This window comes from Microcoleus sp. T2B6 (assembly GCF_036700475.1).
Taxonomy (GTDB): domain Bacteria; phylum Cyanobacteriota; class Cyanobacteriia; order Cyanobacteriales; family Microcoleaceae; genus Microcoleus.
On record NZ_JAUBOZ010000054.1, the window covers coordinates 19,687 to 36,650 of the forward strand.

14 protein-coding genes and 1 riboswitch are annotated in these 16,964 nt (G+C 44.7%); of the genes, 8 read left to right on the top strand and 6 right to left on the bottom strand.

What is annotated here, in order from left to right; translation table 11 throughout:
• Positions 1–130 precede the first annotated feature (130 nt).
• Positions 131–1,102 (bottom strand): GTP-binding protein, encoded by a 972-nt coding sequence (locus QUA00_RS21905; RefSeq protein ID WP_333411109.1) that lies wholly within the window; start codon positions 1,100–1,102, stop codon positions 131–133.
• A 194-nt stretch (positions 1,103–1,296) separates the two neighbouring features.
• On the opposite strand from QUA00_RS21905, the gene QUA00_RS21910 reads away from it, so the two are divergent.
• Positions 1,297–1,620, top strand: a complete 324-nt coding sequence (locus tag QUA00_RS21910; protein ID WP_333107053.1) for a hypothetical protein — start codon at positions 1,297–1,299, stop codon at positions 1,618–1,620.
• A complete protein-coding gene (locus tag QUA00_RS21915; protein ID WP_333143491.1) occupies positions 1,617–2,003 on the top strand; it encodes an aspartyl protease in 387 nt (128 codons plus the stop codon). The genes QUA00_RS21910 and QUA00_RS21915 overlap by 4 nt, the downstream gene beginning before the upstream one ends.
• Positions 2,004–2,051: 48 nt before the next feature.
• On the opposite strand, the gene cobW is transcribed toward QUA00_RS21915, so the two are convergent.
• Positions 2,052–3,080 (bottom strand): cobalamin biosynthesis protein CobW, encoded by a 1,029-nt coding sequence (gene cobW, locus QUA00_RS21920; RefSeq protein WP_333411110.1) that lies wholly within the window; start codon positions 3,078–3,080, stop codon positions 2,052–2,054.
• Between the two features lie 263 nt (positions 3,081–3,343).
• The gene (locus QUA00_RS21925) at positions 3,344–3,751 is read right to left on the bottom strand and encodes a DUF1636 domain-containing protein (RefSeq protein ID WP_333411111.1); all 408 of its coding nucleotides are present in this window, start codon (positions 3,749–3,751) and stop codon (positions 3,344–3,346) included.
• A gap of 25 nt (positions 3,752–3,776) precedes the next feature.
• Positions 3,777–3,923: riboswitch (cobalamin riboswitch) on the bottom strand.
• Between the two features lie 134 nt (positions 3,924–4,057).
• Between QUA00_RS21925 and QUA00_RS21930 the strand changes: the two genes are divergently transcribed.
• A complete protein-coding gene (locus QUA00_RS21930; RefSeq protein WP_333411112.1) occupies positions 4,058–6,106 on the top strand; it encodes a serine/threonine-protein kinase in 2,049 nt (682 codons plus the stop codon).
• A 205-nt stretch (positions 6,107–6,311) separates the two neighbouring features.
• Positions 6,312–7,586, top strand: a complete 1,275-nt coding sequence (locus QUA00_RS21935; RefSeq protein ID WP_333411113.1) for a serine/threonine-protein kinase — start codon at positions 6,312–6,314, stop codon at positions 7,584–7,586.
• On the opposite strand, the gene QUA00_RS21940 is transcribed toward QUA00_RS21935, so the two are convergent.
• The 3 genes from QUA00_RS21940 to cynS all read right to left on the bottom strand — a co-directional run bounded on the left by QUA00_RS21940 (position 7,578) and on the right by cynS (position 10,271).
• Positions 7,578–8,162 (bottom strand): type IV pilin-like G/H family protein, encoded by a 585-nt coding sequence (locus tag QUA00_RS21940; protein WP_333411114.1) that lies wholly within the window; start codon positions 8,160–8,162, stop codon positions 7,578–7,580. The genes QUA00_RS21935 and QUA00_RS21940 overlap by 9 nt on opposite strands.
• Before the next feature lie 55 nt (positions 8,163–8,217).
• Positions 8,218–9,600 (bottom strand): ATP-dependent protease ATP-binding subunit ClpX, encoded by a 1,383-nt coding sequence (gene clpX / locus QUA00_RS21945; RefSeq protein WP_333037102.1) that lies wholly within the window; start codon positions 9,598–9,600, stop codon positions 8,218–8,220.
• Between the two features lie 227 nt (positions 9,601–9,827).
• Complete coding sequence (cynS, locus tag QUA00_RS21950; protein ID WP_333411115.1) at positions 9,828–10,271, bottom strand: cyanase; 444 nt, start codon at positions 10,269–10,271, stop codon at positions 9,828–9,830.
• Between the two features lie 455 nt (positions 10,272–10,726).
• Here cynS and QUA00_RS21955 point away from each other — a divergent pair, with 455 nt between their 5' ends.
• The 4 genes from QUA00_RS21955 (at position 10,727) to QUA00_RS21970 (ending at position 16,892) form a co-directional block, all read left to right on the top strand.
• Positions 10,727–11,071, top strand: a complete 345-nt coding sequence (locus QUA00_RS21955; protein WP_333282684.1) for a slr1659 superfamily regulator — start codon at positions 10,727–10,729, stop codon at positions 11,069–11,071.
• A gap of 147 nt (positions 11,072–11,218) precedes the next feature.
• Positions 11,219–13,357 carry an ATP-binding protein gene (locus QUA00_RS21960; protein ID WP_333411116.1) on the top strand — a complete coding sequence of 713 codons (2,139 nt, stop codon included), beginning with the start codon at positions 11,219–11,221 and terminating at the stop codon, positions 13,355–13,357.
• A gap of 544 nt (positions 13,358–13,901) precedes the next feature.
• On the top strand, positions 13,902–14,177 hold the full coding sequence (locus QUA00_RS21965; protein WP_333143480.1) for a hypothetical protein: 276 nt from the start codon (positions 13,902–13,904) through the stop codon (positions 14,175–14,177).
• 129 nt (positions 14,178–14,306) lie between these two features.
• A complete protein-coding gene (locus QUA00_RS21970; protein ID WP_333411117.1) occupies positions 14,307–16,892 on the top strand; it encodes a PAS domain S-box protein in 2,586 nt (861 codons plus the stop codon).
• The last annotated feature ends 72 nt before the right edge of the window (positions 16,893–16,964 follow it).

The window sequence follows — 16,964 nt, forward strand, 5'->3', positions numbered from 1 at the left end:
AAAGATGAATTTTCATCTTGTGGAACAGGCATCTTGCCTGTTCCATCCCACAAAAGATGAATTTTCCTCTTGTGGAACAGGCATCTTGCCTGTTCCTAAAAAGCTTATTAAAAATGCTTCAATACGTCAGTTAAACCAGACATTTCCGAAAATCCTCTCGCAATTGATTTTCGTTTAAGTTGCGGCCGATGAATACAAGCTCATTTTTCGGAGTTTCGGTGGTTTTCCAAGGTCTATCCGGTCGGCCATCGAACACCATGTGTACTCCTTGAAAAACAAATCGCTTGTTGTCTCCGGCGACATTCAAAATGCCCTTTGTCCGAAAGATATTCGGGCCTTGAGTTCGCAACAATTCCTCAATCCAATCGCTAAATTTGTTGCCATCAATAGCACCGGATTCGACTATTGCTACGGAAGTTACTGTTTCGTCGTGTTCGTGAGTGTGTTCGCCCAAAAAGTCTGGTTCTATTTCTAATGCCCGGTTCAAATCAAATGCTTTAACGCCCAACAAAGCATCCATTGCTAATTCAGCGTTGCGGGTGCGGTGAATTTTTGCCATTGCATTCATGGCGCGAATTCGCCTTTCTAATTCTGCCAATTCTTCCTCAGTCACTAAATCAGTTTTGTTGAGCAAAACTACATCGGCGAATGCAATTTGTTCTTGAGCTTCGTCTGCGTCCCAGTGCTGCCAGATGTGCTTGGCATCGACTACGGTGACAACTGCATCTAGCAGTAATTTTTCCCGCATATCTTCGTCTACAAAAAAGGTTTGAATTACTGGTGCGGGGTCGGCTAAACCTGTGGTTTCGATGACTATGTGATCGAATTTGTCTCGCCGCTTCATTAAGTTGCCGATAATCCGAATTAAATCGCCTCGGACTGTACAGCAAATGCAGCCGTTGTTCATCTCAAAAATTTCTTCGTCGGCATCAATTATCAGTTGGTTGTCGATGCCTACTTCGCCGAATTCGTTGACGATGACTGCAACTTTTTTGCCGTGTTCCTGTGTTAAAATGCGGTTCAGTAGCGTAGTTTTGCCTGCACCTAAATAGCCTGTGAGAACGGTAACAGGAACTGATTCGATCGCCCCAGCACTCACCATACTTGACCTCGATTATTGTACAATGATAACCATTATCGTTATTGTACACCAGACAAGCTGCTAGTAGCAAGAATATTACAAAATGTTAATAAATAGTTCGCTGGAGACTTTAAGGGCTGGTTGTAGGAAAAATAGACAAAATAATACTTGTGGGCTATCATAAATCAATCTATACATTTAATCTAAAAAACACCATGACTCAGCTATCAGAAAAGCGAAAAGCGCTGCGGAATAGAATCTCTCCCGAACAAACTATACCACCCGAAGAATTAGCAAGGCGCAAAGCAGAAAGAACTGAACTCGGTTTGCGCGGTCGAGCAATATTTGAGCGAATTCGCCCGAAACTGATCGACGAGTATTACAATTGGTTTATTGCGATAGAGCCGGACAGCGAAGAATACTTAATTGACCCCAAACTGTTAGGCATTGTCCAAAAAATTAAGGAACAGTATGGCGATAAAAATGTGATGTTAACAACCTTTCGCCTCAATGAAACAGGAACCTGTGGCAGAATATGATATCAGGTTGGTTTGGGGAAAACGGAGAATTGTTTTTTGAGATAGAGTTGATTGCATCTAATGGCGAGATTTTTCCAGTGGAAGTAATGCTAGATACAGGTTTTACCGCAGGCTATCTGGCAATTAATTTTCAAGATATGGAGGCTTTGGAGTGGCCGTTAGTTAAATCTAAATTCAAGCTGGCTACAGCGCGGGGAGATGCTTTATTTGACCTCTATGAAGGTCGAGTAATTATTGACGGTCAAGAGTTTGTTATTCCGGTTCATGTTGGAGAGGAACTCCCGGAGATTTTAATCGGTTCGCAATGGTTAGATAGGATGCAGCTAGTTGTTAATAAATCGATCGGCATTTTGACGTTAGAAACAGTATCGAGTGCAGAATGATTGCAGATCGATCGCCCTTTCTCAAAAAAAGCGATCGCCCGCATTCAACTACAAAAATGACTGTATTTTAGCAGAGTTGAGTTCCCGACCGATCAGCACTAATTTGGTTTGCCGGAGTTCCGAAGGTTGCCAAGGGCGATCGTAAAAATATTCTATGCGCGATCCGACACCTTGCAACACCATCCTCATCGGTTTCTTGGGAACCGCCACAAACCCTTTAATCCGATAGATTTCCTCCTGCTGCATCAAGGATTGCAGTTTTTTCACCAAAGCTTCAGGTTCAAATTCGCGATCGGCAATAAAGAAAGTCGAGTTAATATCATCATCGTGATCGTGTTCCTCCTCAGTGTCGTGGTGACTTGGGCGAGACTCCAAATCATCCTCAACCGCCGCATTAAATCCCATTAGCACATCCGGGTTAATTTCGCCACCTTTGCAAGGCACAATTTTCACACTCGGACGTAACTCTTGCTGCAACCAGCTTTGGACTTTCTTGTGAGTTTCCACATCTACGCGATCGACCTTCGTTAAAAGTACCATATCGGCACAGGCTAACTGGTCTTCAAACAATTCCTCGATCGGAGTTTCGTGATCTAAACTATCATCAGCCTGCCGCTGTGCCATCAAAGCATCGATATCACCGACAAAAGTACCGCTAGCAATAGCTTCGCAATCGACAACAGCAACCACACCGTCCACTGTAGCACCGGTGCGAATTTCCGGCCAGCGAAAAGCTTGAATCAAAGGTTTAGGAAGTGCGAGGCCAGAAGTCTCAATTAAGATACAATCAATTTGTTCTCTACGCTTCAACAATTCCTGCATAGTCGGCAAGAATTCCTCTTGAACAGTGCAGCAAAGACAACCATTTGTCAGTTCAACAATATTGCTGCTGACATCTTCTTCTTCGTCGCAAACTTGGCAATCGCGCAGCAGTTCTCCGTCAATTCCGATTTCGCCAAATTCGTTAACCAGAACAGCAATGCGGCGACCTTGATTATTTTGCAATAAGTGGCGAATTAAGGTAGTTTTGCCGCTACCGAGAAAACCAGTGATGACAGTAACAGGAATTTTGTGCATTGATAATTTTGTTGTTGTAGTGTGATTGAATATCTTTCAATTTTGGGTCAGTCAATTGCTGACAGGAAACTCGTTAAACCGACAGTCCGGCAGGGGTTTAAACCCCTGCCTCAAAGCGAAAGTCCTCTCCAGAGGACTAATGAGTTTAAAATTTTTATTCTCAGTCCTCTTTAGAGGACTTTCGCTATTAGCCAGGGACTTAAGTCCCTGGCGGATTTGTCGCCTTAGTTATCGGCGATGGGCAAAGCCTGGAAGGAAAGAGCTTAATTTGGTAGCGGTGGAATCTTTGCTAAAACACCTTTTTTCAGAGCTTGAGGACGCTCAGACCAAGGCAACAAACCGTCCGGTTTAGCATAGTATTGACCCGCGCATTCGAGTACCGCCTCCACGCTTTCTGACTCATTTGCGGGTAAATCACCAAACAGATAAGTGTACTTTCCAACTGCCGCAAAACACACCGCACAAGAGTGACTGCAAGCACTCATGCACTCAACTTCTTGAATCTCAAATTTATCAGAAAACTCCCAATCTTTAGCGAGTTGCGACAAATTTTCCATGAATAGTTGACCGCCACTTTTTCCTTCGCGCTTGCCGTTTTTCCAAACACTAGCGCAAGCAGTGCAAACAAGTAGACTGTGCTTTGTGCGTACAGCCGTGTTAATTCCATCCATCATCCGTACCTCGCAGATGCGTTCAAAAGTGAGTTAGATATCGGCGGGCATTCTGACTTTAGAAACAACAAGCGTTTCATTACAGTTGCGGGACAGCGTCGGACTTGCACCGAACTTTCCCCGTTTCCTCTAGCGACTGCTCCCCGCTAGAACCGATCGCGAAATCACATCATACCGCACTTGCCGCCTTTTTTCAAAAAAGTTATGTTTGTAGGAGCGATCGTTTTGTTCGTAGTAAGGACTTTAGTCCTTATAAGATAACTGCTTCAGGACTAAAGTCCTTACTACCAACCATAGTAATTACCTATGAACGCTTTTCCTGACTTTTCCCAACATGGCTATCAAATAAGTCGCGAACTCGGATACAACAGTCTGGGCGGCCGCGTCACCTATCTCGCCACAAAAATTAACACTAAAAAATCCGTTGTAATTAAGCAATTTCAATTTGCTCAATTAGGTGCTAGCTGGGCCGAATACGAAGCTTACGAACAAGAAATTAAAGTTTTGCAAAATCTGGATCGTCCTGGCATCCCACGCTATCTCGATTCTTTCCAGACTGACAGCGGTTTCTGCATGGTGCAGGAATACAAAAATGCCGAATCTGCAGTCGCCCGGACTTTTTCGCCGCCGGATATCAAGCAAATTGCGATCGCAACTTTAGAAATTATAGCTTACCTGCAATCCCAGAAACCGCCCGTAATTCACCGCGACATCAAACCGGAAAACTTGTTAATCGACGAAGAGTTAAATGTTTACTTAGTAGACTTCGGTTTTGCGCGCTTGGGATGCGGAAACATTGCCGCCAGCAGCGTTGTCAAAGGCACGATGGGATTTATGCCACCCGAACAAATGTTCAACCGAGAATTAACCAAAGCCTCGGATCTTTACGGCTTGGGGATAACGCTGATTTGCTTGTTAACTGGTACGAAATCTGCGGATGTCGGTAATTTAGTTGATGCCAATTATGGCATTCATTTCCGGCATTTAGTACCGCCGTTGCAGCAAGGTTGGATGAATTGGCTGGAAAGGATGGTAGCGCCGAGAATTCAAGATAGATATCAGTCGGCGGCTGATGCTTTAGCTGCGCTACAATCTTTGGATGTCAGCAGCTTGCCGAAAGTGAGAATTGAGCGCGATCGCATTCAATTCACTGCTACTGAATATGGAGAAATCTTAACACAAACTATTGCAATTAGCAACCCAATTCCCGATACAATTTTAACAGGAAGATGGGAAGTTGCGCCGCATCCGAACGATCCGCCCCACACGCCCTACGACCACTCTTGGATCTCCTTTGAACCGCAGGCATTTGAAAGCAATAATATCGAGTGCACAATCGCCGTCGATACGAGCAAATTGCTGGCCAGTCAAACTTACAACCGCCAAATCATCTTGCGCGCAAATTCTGAACCAGAAACTCATACAATAGAATTGCAAGTCACAACAGCCCCGCTGCCCGTACCGCAGAAAACTAATTTTTTGTCGGTATTCAGGCTGACTTTTATGTGGTGTTTGATTTTACCACCAACTTGTATGTACGGTTTGCTGTTAATAGTTTTGATACTTTTCTTGAGTGAAATTCCTAATTTCCTCTCTTCGCCGGGTGGCTTCTTTTGGCATTTTGGGACTACTACTATCATGCTTCCCATCAGTGTTACGAGTGGCTTCTTAGGATTTTCAGTCGCCGAAATCGCCATTGCAGCCAAATTAAACAAATATGATTTTAATTGGTTTTTAGCTTTATGTGGAGGGTTAATAGGATTGATATTTTATAGTGTTATTAGCAGCAGATTAACCAGTATTCTTTTTGATATCGCGCAGGGTACGATCGATTATAAATTAATGAGCTTTGTGTATGCTGGGTCAGTGCTGGCTTCGCTCGCAGTAACTTTATTGGGAGCCTTAATACTAGGAACGATTACAAATGTTACGCTCAAAAAGGTTACGATAGTAGCAGTTATTATGCTGCTTTTATCATTTTCATTGTATGCTGATAGCTTCTTTATAGTCTTCTGGATTCTAACGCTGGCATCCCTGATTTACAAGATAGTCAATTCGGTATTTAACAAGCTGATTGACCAGCAGATAGCCAGACAAATTCTTGAAGTAGATGCTACCAAAAGAGCTTTTCTTACTGCCGGATTTTGTATAAGTTTGTCAGTAGCATTTCTAAACTTTTCAAACTTAGAATCTCAATTAGCATGGGTTGAACCCAGAGAAATATTAGCTGTAGGAGGAACGATAATGACATCTCTAGCCGTCACTGGAATTCCGTTAATTGACTCGATCGTTTTTAAACCAAAAAGAATGCTTGCCCACTATCGCAAATCCCGACCAAATTTAATTAAACCGTAAAAACTTGTTCGCAGCAAGGACTTTCAACCTCAATGACTGAAGTCCTCACTAAAAACCTTACCAAACATTAAGAGTCTGCATTCCTGCCTGTTGTTGGCGGATTGTTTCGAGAGTTCGCTTTAAATCCAACTCTTAAAAACCTCGCTATTAACTATCACAACTCTCAACTACTCACTATCAACTATCAACTATCAACTCTTTACCTATGAATGCTTTTCCTGACTTTTCCAACTACGGCTATCAAATAACCCGCGAACTCGGACACAATCGCGCTGGCGGTAGAGTTACTTATCTCGCTACCGAAATTAATACCAAACGTTCCGTCGCCGTCAAACAATTTCAATTTGCCCAAACAGGCGCTAATTGGGCTCAATATCAAGCTTGCGAACAAGAAATTCAGATTTTGCGAGAACTCGACTATCCTAGCATTCCCCGCTATTTAGATTCCTTCCCAACTGCATCGGGTTTCTGCATGGTGCAAGAATACAAAAATGCCCCTTCCTTGGCAAATTCTAACCGCTGGAAACCCGAACAAATCAAGCAAATTGCTATCTCTGTTTTAGAAATACTCAAATACCTGCAAAATCGGGTTCCGCCAGTCATCCACAGAGATTTAAAACCCGAAAATATCTTAGTAAATGACCGGATGAATGTCAGCCTTGTCGATTTCGGATTTGCTAGAATCGGGGGGGGAGAAGTGGCCGCCAGCAGCGTTGTTAAAGGCACTTTGGGCTTTATGCCGCCAGAACAAATGTTCAACCGCCAGGTAACAGTCGCATCCGATTTATACAGCCTCGGCGCGACGCTAATTTGCTTGCTAATCGGCATCAATTCTACCGAAGTTGGCAGTTTGATGGACGATACCGGGCGGATTAATTTTAAACATCGCTTGACGCAGCTAACTCCAGAATTTCTTGACTGGCTGCAAAAAATGGTGGAACCTAATTTCAAACACCGCTATCCTTCCGCAGATGCGGCCTTAAATGCTTTGATTCCCCTCGAAGTAGTTCAGCAGCCTAACAACTTAAAACCGATATTGATATCAGTCGGAGTATTAACAGCAATTTCTGCTATTTTTATTCCGCTTTTTTGGAAATCTCCCGAACCTCAAACAGCAGTAGATATCAAACGAGTAATCAACTCAGCAAATTTGAACCCTAAGACTCAAGTAATGTTAACTGACGAATTAGAATCAACGAAACTTAGAGATGTTTGGTCTTTGAAGCAAAAGAAAAAAGTCTATTTTGCTGTAAGTGCTGTTAACTTGCCAGAAGGAGAATATAAAAGTTATTGTAAGGTTGTCAACCCTCAAGGACTATTCGCAGCCCAAAGTCAATCTTATTTAAAAACGACGGGCGATCGATTAAATACTTGGTGCTGGTACAATTTTAAAAAGGATGATAAGCCGGGAAATTGGAAGTTTGAATTTTACTTAGACGGTCAAAAAGTGACGCAAAATAGTTTCAAGGTCTTACCTTAAGATAGTTGTTCCGGGCTGGCAGTGAATTTCTTTGCCGTCAAAAGTTGGCGGATTCCAAGTTTCTGCATAACTTGCATTAATTCGATCGCTCTCGCAAATTGCAGCAATAGTTGTTATGTTACCCTTTTCTTTAAAAGCAAACACTGCGCCCGTGTAGGATTTCCCGGTACTCATATCATTAGGTTTGGCGAGCGCGATCGCGCTTTCAAATTGTGCCGGTTGGCGTTGATTGTACGAGGTTTGCACCGGCCCCATTGAGGATACAAGCGTGTAATTATTGTCATCGGTTTGTTCTTTAATTCCTAGACCCAGTTGGGTAATGTTCTCGCTAAATTTACCGTACTCTGCATAGTAAGCTTGCTGCGCTCTATTGATGCTATTAATATATTGTTTTGCTTCTGAGGATTTCGGATCGCTGGAGATGAAAAGTTTATTGAGTTTGAAATCGTACAATGATGCCATGATGCCACCCATAACCGCGCTGTAAATTGCAATCCTCGGCAGCAAACTGGATACTGGCAATCTCGATTTTTTACTGGCTTTAGCTACATTGACTGACATTTTTTTAACTGTCATAAAGTAAATTTGCCAAGCTTGTAGGGTGCGCCACAAGCACCCTACAGATTACAAATTATGCAGTTTCGTGCTGTTTGTGCCATGCGGGATGCCACAGCAATTCAGCAGTCGATCGCTTCTCGACCATTTCAGGAGTAATCATACAGTTAGCCACATCCTTGCGAGAAGGCAACTCGTACATGACATCGAGCATTAACTCCTCTAAAATGCTGCGGAGAGCTCTCGCGCCAGTTTTGCGACGATAGGCCTCCTGGGCGATCGCCCGTAGCGCTTCCGGCTGGAATTCCAATTCCACACTGTCCATCTTCAACAGCTTTTGATACTGCTTCACCAGCGCATTTCGGGGCTCAGTCAATATCTGCATCAAAGCTGCTTCATCCAGCGGCGAAATCACCGTCACCACCGGTATCCGCCCCACAAACTCAGGAATCAAACCAAACTTGACTAAATCGTCCGGCTGTACCTGCTGCAAAATATCAGCGGCCCGCTTGTCTTTCGCCGGCAAAGTTGAGTTGCTGTCGCTTTCTGTTGGCTGAATAAAGCCCAAGGATTTTTTACCTAAACGCTGTTCAACTATTTTTTCCAAACCGACAAAAGCACCGCCACAAATAAATAGAATTTTGCTAGTGTCAACTTGAATAAAATCTTGGTAAGGATGTTTGCGGCCGCCTTGCGGGGGCACGTTAACCACTGTTCCTTCCAACATTTTTAGCAGCGCTTGCTGCACTCCTTCTCCCGATACATCTCTAGTGATCGAAGTGTTTTCGCTTTTGCGAGCAATCTTGTCAATTTCATCAATATAAATAATGCCCCGCTGCGCCGATTCGACATCAAAATCAGACATTTGCAATAGCCGCAGCAAGATATTTTCTACATCGTCGCCGACATATCCAGCTTCTGTCAGTGTCGTCGCATCCGCTACCGCAAACGGAACTTCGAGCATTTGCGCCAAACTTTGCGCTAACAAAGTTTTGCCACAACCTGTGGGCCCGACTAGCAGGATGTTGGATTTTTGCAGTTCTACATCGCTGTCAGGGGAAGACTTGTCGCTATCTTTAGCTTGGTCAACGCTCAAGCGCTTGTAGTGGTTGTAAACTGCTACAGAAAGGACTTTTTTTGCTGAATGCTGGCCGATGACGTGGTTGTCTAAATGCTGCTTAATCTCTGTCGGTTTCGGAATTTGAGCTAAAACGATTTTCGATTTGTTCGATCGACCTGGGCGCCGCGTTCCTTGTCCCTGAGACTCTCGCACCTCTGATTGGGGAATCTGTTGACCAATTGTTTTACTGGAGTCAAAGAACTCCTCCTCTAAAATTTCATTGCACAGTTCCACGCATTCATCGCAAATGTAGACGCCGGGCCCAGCTATTAACTTGCGGACGTACTCTTGCGACTTGCCGCAAAAGGAGCATCTCAGATGGGAGTCATATTTTGACATATTTGCCTCTTAATTTACGGTTGCGGTTGCTTGTTTCGACTGGGGAAGTTGCCGCGGGAGTGACCTTAGCTGTGCCCTAGAAGGGTTTCCCGATCGGACACCCAAGCCAGTCAAGCTTCGCGATCTCTATTTCTAAGTTAACACTTTTGAGGCTTTAGTCATTAGTCATGAGTCATGGGAGCCAATTTGAATTTTTCATTTTCACTTGAAAATAAAGCCGCACGGGCTTACCATTTTTTGTATTCCAAAAATTTTCCCGACATAATTAATTTCACTCGATCGCCTTTTGGGTCTGCTTCTTTCTCGACATCCAAAGTAAAGTCGATCGCGCTCATAATTCCGTCACCAAATTTTTCGTGAATCACTGCTTTGAGTGGCATCCCGTAAACCTGCATAATTTCATAGAAACGATAAATCAGGGGGTCAACCGGAACCGAGGCCTCCAAAGAACCTTTTAACGGAGGTTCACAGAGAACCGCAGCCGTCTCGCTATCTAGTCCCAAAGCCGAGATAATTTTCTCGGCTTCATCTGCTGATGCGGTAGCTTGACGGTAAATAACCGCAGCAATCCAAACTTCGTCGCGCCCCAAAACTTTTTCCAAATCTGCAAAACTAATTCCCTTAGCTTTTTTAGCCGCCAAAAGCTTTTCTGTAATTCCTGAAATTGCCATTAAATATTCTCCCCTTCACTTCAGTGTCAGATGTGAAATATGTCTCACATTTTGGTGATTTTGTCAATACCAAATCGAGAAAAAAAATCGAATTGATAGGTCGGCACTTCAGCCCAAGTTGGTCTCGTCAACCCCCACAACTCATACAATTTGAGATTTGAGATTGGAAATGTTAGATTGGCAATGACTGATGACTACCAGGGTTGAGAGCTAGTCAACAGTTGCATTATTTTTTCCCACAGGTATCACAACGGATACTACTGATAAATCATAAAATAACTCATAACTGCCCTGTGGCAATGGTACAATTGGCAGTATATGTAATAAAAGTTACACGCGCAAAGGCCTTCGGCATTCGGCAAACGGGTGAATTTTGATCGTGCTAGCCTGAAGCTCAATCCTCGCTCACGCAGGCAAAGCCCCTTTACCACTCAAAATCGGCAACTGACAAAAGTATGGAGATTCAGACCAAAGATTACACGATCCAGTACGATCGCGCTACGCAAACTGTCACCTGTAGCGGCTCGTTCCGACTCAGCCAGGTGGAAGAATACGCACCGATCGTCGATCTGCTCAACGAAGTGGCTGACTCCTGCCCAAACACGGTGACTCTAGACTTGCGAAAGCTAGAATTTTTAAATAGTTCTGGAATTAATATTGTCTCAAAATTTGTGATCAAAGTGCGTCAGCAAAAAAATATTCAAATCGCCATCAAAGGTTCTAAACAGATCCCCTGGCAGATAAAATCCCTGAAAAACTTGCGGCGGCTGATGCCTTCCTTGCAATTAGAATTGGAATAATAGGGAAAAAGGTAAAGATAAATCCCCGGCTAAGTCCGCGAACCAGGATCAGGGTGGCTGAAGTTAATCGGAATAAGTCATAGTTAAACTAGCACAAAACCATAAAAAACTTCAGAACCGACTAAAAATTACCAATTTTCAATTGCTATGCAGGAAGAACCATCGACAGAACAGCTACTTTTCGACGTTCAGCGGCTGAGTGCGGAACTTGAAAACTTGAAGCGCGAAAAGGTTGACCTAGAACTTTTGCTGGAGACTACCACCGAACATTCAGATACGATGGAAGCTCACTTGCTGAGCAAAGCTCAGTTGGCGCTGCGTTCAAGCGAAGAGCAGTTTCGGGCGATCGCCTCGGCAACTCCCGTGCCGATATTAGTTTCTCGCCTCTGTGACGGCTTAATTCTGTATGCGAACGCTCAATTGGCTTCTCTGCTGAACATACCCCTAGAAAAATTGATCGGCTGCAGCACTCCAGACTTTTACTTCAACCCCGCCGATCGCCCAAAGGTACTTGAGGCACTTGCTAAGGACGGATACCTCCAAAACTACGAAATCCACTGCAAAAAATCAGACGGCACAGCTTTCTGGGCGATGATCTCGGTTCAGTCGCTGGTGTTTAACGGCGAGCCGACAGCATTGTGCGCCTTGTACGACCTCACCCAGCGCAAGGAAGCAGAACAAACCCTGCAAGAGAGCGAAAAGCGGCTCCGCCGCCAGAGTTTGGCTTTGTTGCAGCTAGGTAGACAGAGGACTCTCAACAGCGGTGCGCTGAATGTGGGAATTCGCGAAATTACCGAGGCTGCAGCCCGCACTTTGGATGTGGAAAAAGTCAGCGTCTGGCTTTACAACCACGGAAGATTTGGAACTCGCTACCCGAACGATCCCCAGCTAAATTTTACGGAGAGAGTGCTCGCCCACAACCAAACAGAGCCACTCGATACAGAGGCCGCTGCCTCAGAGCAGCACGAGGGGGTGAATCATTCTAAGTTTAAAATGCCCAACCTGAAATTAGTTTGTCTCGACTTGTACGATCGCACCCAGGAGAATCATTTGAGCCGGGAGTGCATATCGGCAAGCGATTTTAATTTTTCAATTTTAGATGTTGAAGGCGACGCACCGGGCGAAAATTTGCGATCGGAGAATGGTTTAGAACCTACGACAAAGACTCAAAACTCTCTACAAACAAATTTGTCCCACTCATCTTCGCTAGCCGAACATTCCGCTGTGCTGCCAAATGCCAGCAAGCCCAATTCATCCATATTAAATGTAGCAATTAGGCTCGGTGGGCAGATCGTGGGCATCCTCTCTCTCGAACATATCGGCGCGCCCCGCCAATGGGCTCTGGAGGAACGCACCTTCGCCGATTCTTTGGCAAATTTGGTAGCGCTGGCGATCGAAGGATTTGAGCGTCAGCGGGCTCAGGAAGCCCTCTCCAAAGCCAAAGCGCAGCTAGAAATGACCGTCGATCAGCGCACCGCTCAACTCACCACCGCCAATAAACTGCTCCGCATCGAAATTGCCGAGCGCAAAAGAGCCGAAATAGCCTTGCAAGAAGCCTTACACAAAGCTGAAGCAGCTTCGAGAGCTAAAAGCACTTTTTTAGCCAATATGAGCCACGAGCTGCGGACACCGCTCAACGCGATTATCGGTTACAGCGAAATGCTACAAGAAGAAGCACGGGAATCGGGACTCGAAGAGATCATTCCCGATACCCAAAAAATTTATAACGCCGGCAAACACTTGCTGACTTTAATTAACGATATTCTCGACCTTTCTAAGATAGAAGCCGGTCGGATGGAGCTTTATTTAGAAAAATTTGACCTCTGTAATTTAATAGAAGAAGTCGTTGCAACTTTGCACCCTTTGGTGGAAAAAAACCACAATCAATTGCAAGTTTCTTGCTCGGAAAATTTGGGAGTGATGTATGCAGATTTGACTAAAGTCCGGCAAATTCTGTTCAATTTGCTCTCGAATGCCCTGAAGTTTAGCGAAGGTGGAACCGTGCTGTTGAGCGCGACTCGCGAACCAGCAGGTGACAGCGATTGGGTTTATTTGCAGGTATCTGATACGGGGATTGGAATGTCGGCAGAACAGCAGCAGGGTTTGTTTCAACCTTTTATTCAAGGGGACGCTTCAACTACTCGCAAGTACGGCGGCACTGGTTTAGGATTGGCCATTAGTCGCTTGTTTTGCCAGATGATGGGCGGCGATATCACTGTTGAGAGTGAGTTGGGTGTTGGCTCTACTTTTACTGTTCATTTAAAGGCAAAAGTTGATATTAGTTAGAAGCAAGTTGGGCAACTAGCAATGTAGGGGATTTAAGGGATTTAACGGGCGGGGGTTTTGCCAGGAATTATCTACCGGATTTCAGGGATTTAACGAATGGCAAAAGATGGAAGAATTTCCCCATTACCACTTCCCCCATTACCAATTAACCATTACCAATTACCCATTCCCTTTTTAATTGTGACACCGATCGCGATCGACCTCTGTTTTCGATCACACAGCAGCATTTTTTTTCAGCTTAGAATACCTATATTATCTCAAAATTGTCCTGCAGGCCCGATCGGGCGCCTCGCTGCATTTACAAATCCCACCTCAATCTAATTAAAGGGGTGGGGGGTTGCTTCCAGAAAGCCAATTTGGTAAAAGTAATGCTATGGTCGGGAACCCGTAGAAGGCAAAATTTAACAGGAATTCAGGAATTCTCAAAAGTCTCTGGACGCAGAAACAGAATTCTGCTTTTTGCCTTCATACTGCTTCTACTGGCGAGATAGCACTGCTGCTGAAAGCAATGCACAATTTCTCAGAATCAAAGGAGTGCATCTACATGATTAAGCCTTGCAGTCAACCGCTAAAAATAAATCCTTTTACTTGTTATCGCGATCCGGCGACAGGCAGGTGGACTACTGTAGTTACAACTGTTCAGAACCCTTGCGAAACAGACTCTAGTTTAAAAGCAGAAGCCGAAGCCGAAAACGAAGGTAAAGCAGAAACGATCCTTTCTGCTTCGCCTGCTGTCTCGGTGTCGAAAAAAGTCCTTTCTTTCTCCTTGCCTCCGTTTAAACACCGTGCCAAAAAATCTGCTGTTAGTGTCAGCAGGTAGCTATCGCAGGGGTCTAATCTAGTTTCCACGGTTAGTCCCCCACGATCGCCCCATAAAAAAACAAACTTATCCATAGCCTAAACTGCCAAAAAGCGATATACTGGCAGCAAAGTTTCTCATTCAATATTCGTGAAGTATTTGCTCGATCGCTGCCTCCACTTTGTATGGACAGACCGACCAATTCGCCAGCGGGGAACAGTCATCATTGCTATTCCCTTGATTTTTCTGTTTGCTTCGCTGCTAGCAATTGCCGGCCTCCGGGATAGTGCCATACAGATAAGAAAGCGATCGGATACTAATAGGGCATTACTTCAGGAAACTAACCGCATGATCACCCTGGTGGTGGATGCGGAAACGAGCGTTAGGGGTTATGGGTTGACAAAGCGCCGCGAATTTCTATCACCCTACTTAGAAGCAAAGAAGAGTTTGCCTCCGCTGCTGGCTAAACTCAAGGTTTTGGTTCAAGAAAACAAACTGCAAGCTCAGCGATTTGAAGAAATTAAAAAAAGTACCGAACAGCATATAAATTTCTTGCAAAACACTTTGAATAAGCTCGACAGTTCGGTAATAAGGATGCAGTCGCCGGAAATAATTGAGGTGTTCACTCAAGGCAAATTGAGGAGGGAGAACCTGCGCGCAAAAATTAATGTGTTTGCTAATGCCGGCGAAGCCTACCAGAAAAGTCTAGATCGGCAATTAGGGGAGTTGGTCGATTTCATTAATTTTGTGCAAGTTGCGGGTTTACTTTCAGGCTGTTTGGGTGCAGGGGCTTCCTGGTATTTATTTGATAGTTTAGAGAAGGAATTGATGAAGCGGGAAGCTGGCTTGGAAGAAAGTAAAAGTCGCATTCAAGCTGTGGTAGACAATGCGGCTGACGGTATTATTACTTTGGATGCACAGGGAAATATTGAGTCTTTTAATAGGGCAGCAGAAAACATTTTTGGTCAGAAAGCCGATAGAATAAGGGGATCTAACCTGCGGCGGCTGATCGCTCAACCGCTGCCGCACAGCAGTGTGGGGGATTATTCGATCGAATATTTTGTGTTACATCCCGATACTACGCTGAAGACTTACCAGCAAGAAACAGTTGGAATGCGACACGACGGAACGAAGTTTCCGATGGAGTTGTCTGTCAGCGAAATGCGTCTGGCAAATCAACACTTGTTTATTGCGATTTGCCGCGATGCCAGAGGACGGAAAAAAGCCGAGGAAACTCTGCGAAAGCAAGCGCAAATGCTGGATTTGGCCAACGATACGATCGCGGTACTAGACTTGAATGGGGCAATTTCTTATTGGAATTTGGGGGCAAAGTGGCTCTACGGGTGGCGGAAGTCGCAAGCAATGGGAAAAAATATTCACCAGCTTCTACAAACAGAATGGGCCCAACCTTTTGAGGTAATTCAAAAAGTATTTTTCGAGAAGGGTTCTTGGCAAGGAGAACTGGTGCGAACCAAGAAAGACGGCACCAAAATAACGGTGGCCAGCCGGTGGACTTTGCAGTACGACGATCAAGATCAACCGGTTGCTATTTTGGAAATCAGCAACGATATTAGCGATCGCAAACGCTCAGAAATTGCTTTAGCCCAAAGCGCGCAGCGGTTTCGCGCTACTTTTGAGCAGGCGGCAGTCGGCATGGTTCAAGCGACTGTGGAAGGCAAGTTTCTGTTAGTCAATCAAAAACTTTGCGAAATTTTGGGCTACAGCCGGCAAGAATTGGTGGAGAAAAGATTTCAGGATATTACTTTGCCGGCAGATTTGGCAAGCGAACTGGAACTTTTGCGCCAATTGTTAGCAGGAGAAATTGAAAATTTCTCTCTGGAAAAGCGCTACATCCGCAAAGACGGAGAGTTGGTGTGGGCAAACTTGACGGTTTCGCTCCTGCGAGAACAAAATGGCACTCAATTTCTGATGAGTGTGGTAGAAGATATTAGGGAACGCAAACAAGCTGAGGAATCGCTGCGGTTGCGCGCTCAAGAATTGAGGTTGACGGCGCAAAATCTGGCTCAAACGACGAATGTTTTGAAAAAGCGGAATCAAGAATTAGACCAGTTTGCTTATGTAGTTTCTCACGATTTGAAAGCGCCGCTCAGGGCGATCGCAAATCTCAGCAGTTGGATAGAAGAAGACCTCAGCGAGTCAATGACAGAGGATACTCTGCACCAAATGAACCTGCTACGCGGCAGAGTTCACAGGATGGAAGCTTTGATTGAGGGACTGCTGCAATATTCCCGCGTCGGACGCATTGAAGTGCCTTCAGAAATGGTAAAAGTTGAGAAGTTATTAGCAGAAATTATTGATTCGTTGGCGCCGCCGTCGGGATTTGAGGTGAAAGTTGAACCGGGAATGCCAAATTTTGTGACAGAAAGATTGCTGTTGCAGCAGGTTTTTTCTAATTTAATTAGCAACGCAATTAAGCACAACCGAGCTGAATCTGGTCATGTAAAAATATCGGTTAAAGAGTTAGATGATTTTTACGAGTTTTCTGTAGAGGATGACGGGCCGGGGATTGCTCCTCAATATCACGATAAAGTTTTTGTGATTTTTCAGACCTTGGAAGCTCGCGATAAAGTTGAAAATACTGGGATAGGTTTGTCGCTGGTGAAAAAAATTGTGGAAGGTCAAGGGGGCAGTATTTCCCTAGAATCTGCTGAAGGTGAGGGAGCAACTTTTCGGTTTACTTGGCCGAAGCAACCTATTAGCCAAGACGGAAAATAAAACAACTCTAAAGGTATAGCACTCCTAAATGATTCGTGTAATTCTTGTAGGGGCAAACCCCCCGTGGTTGCC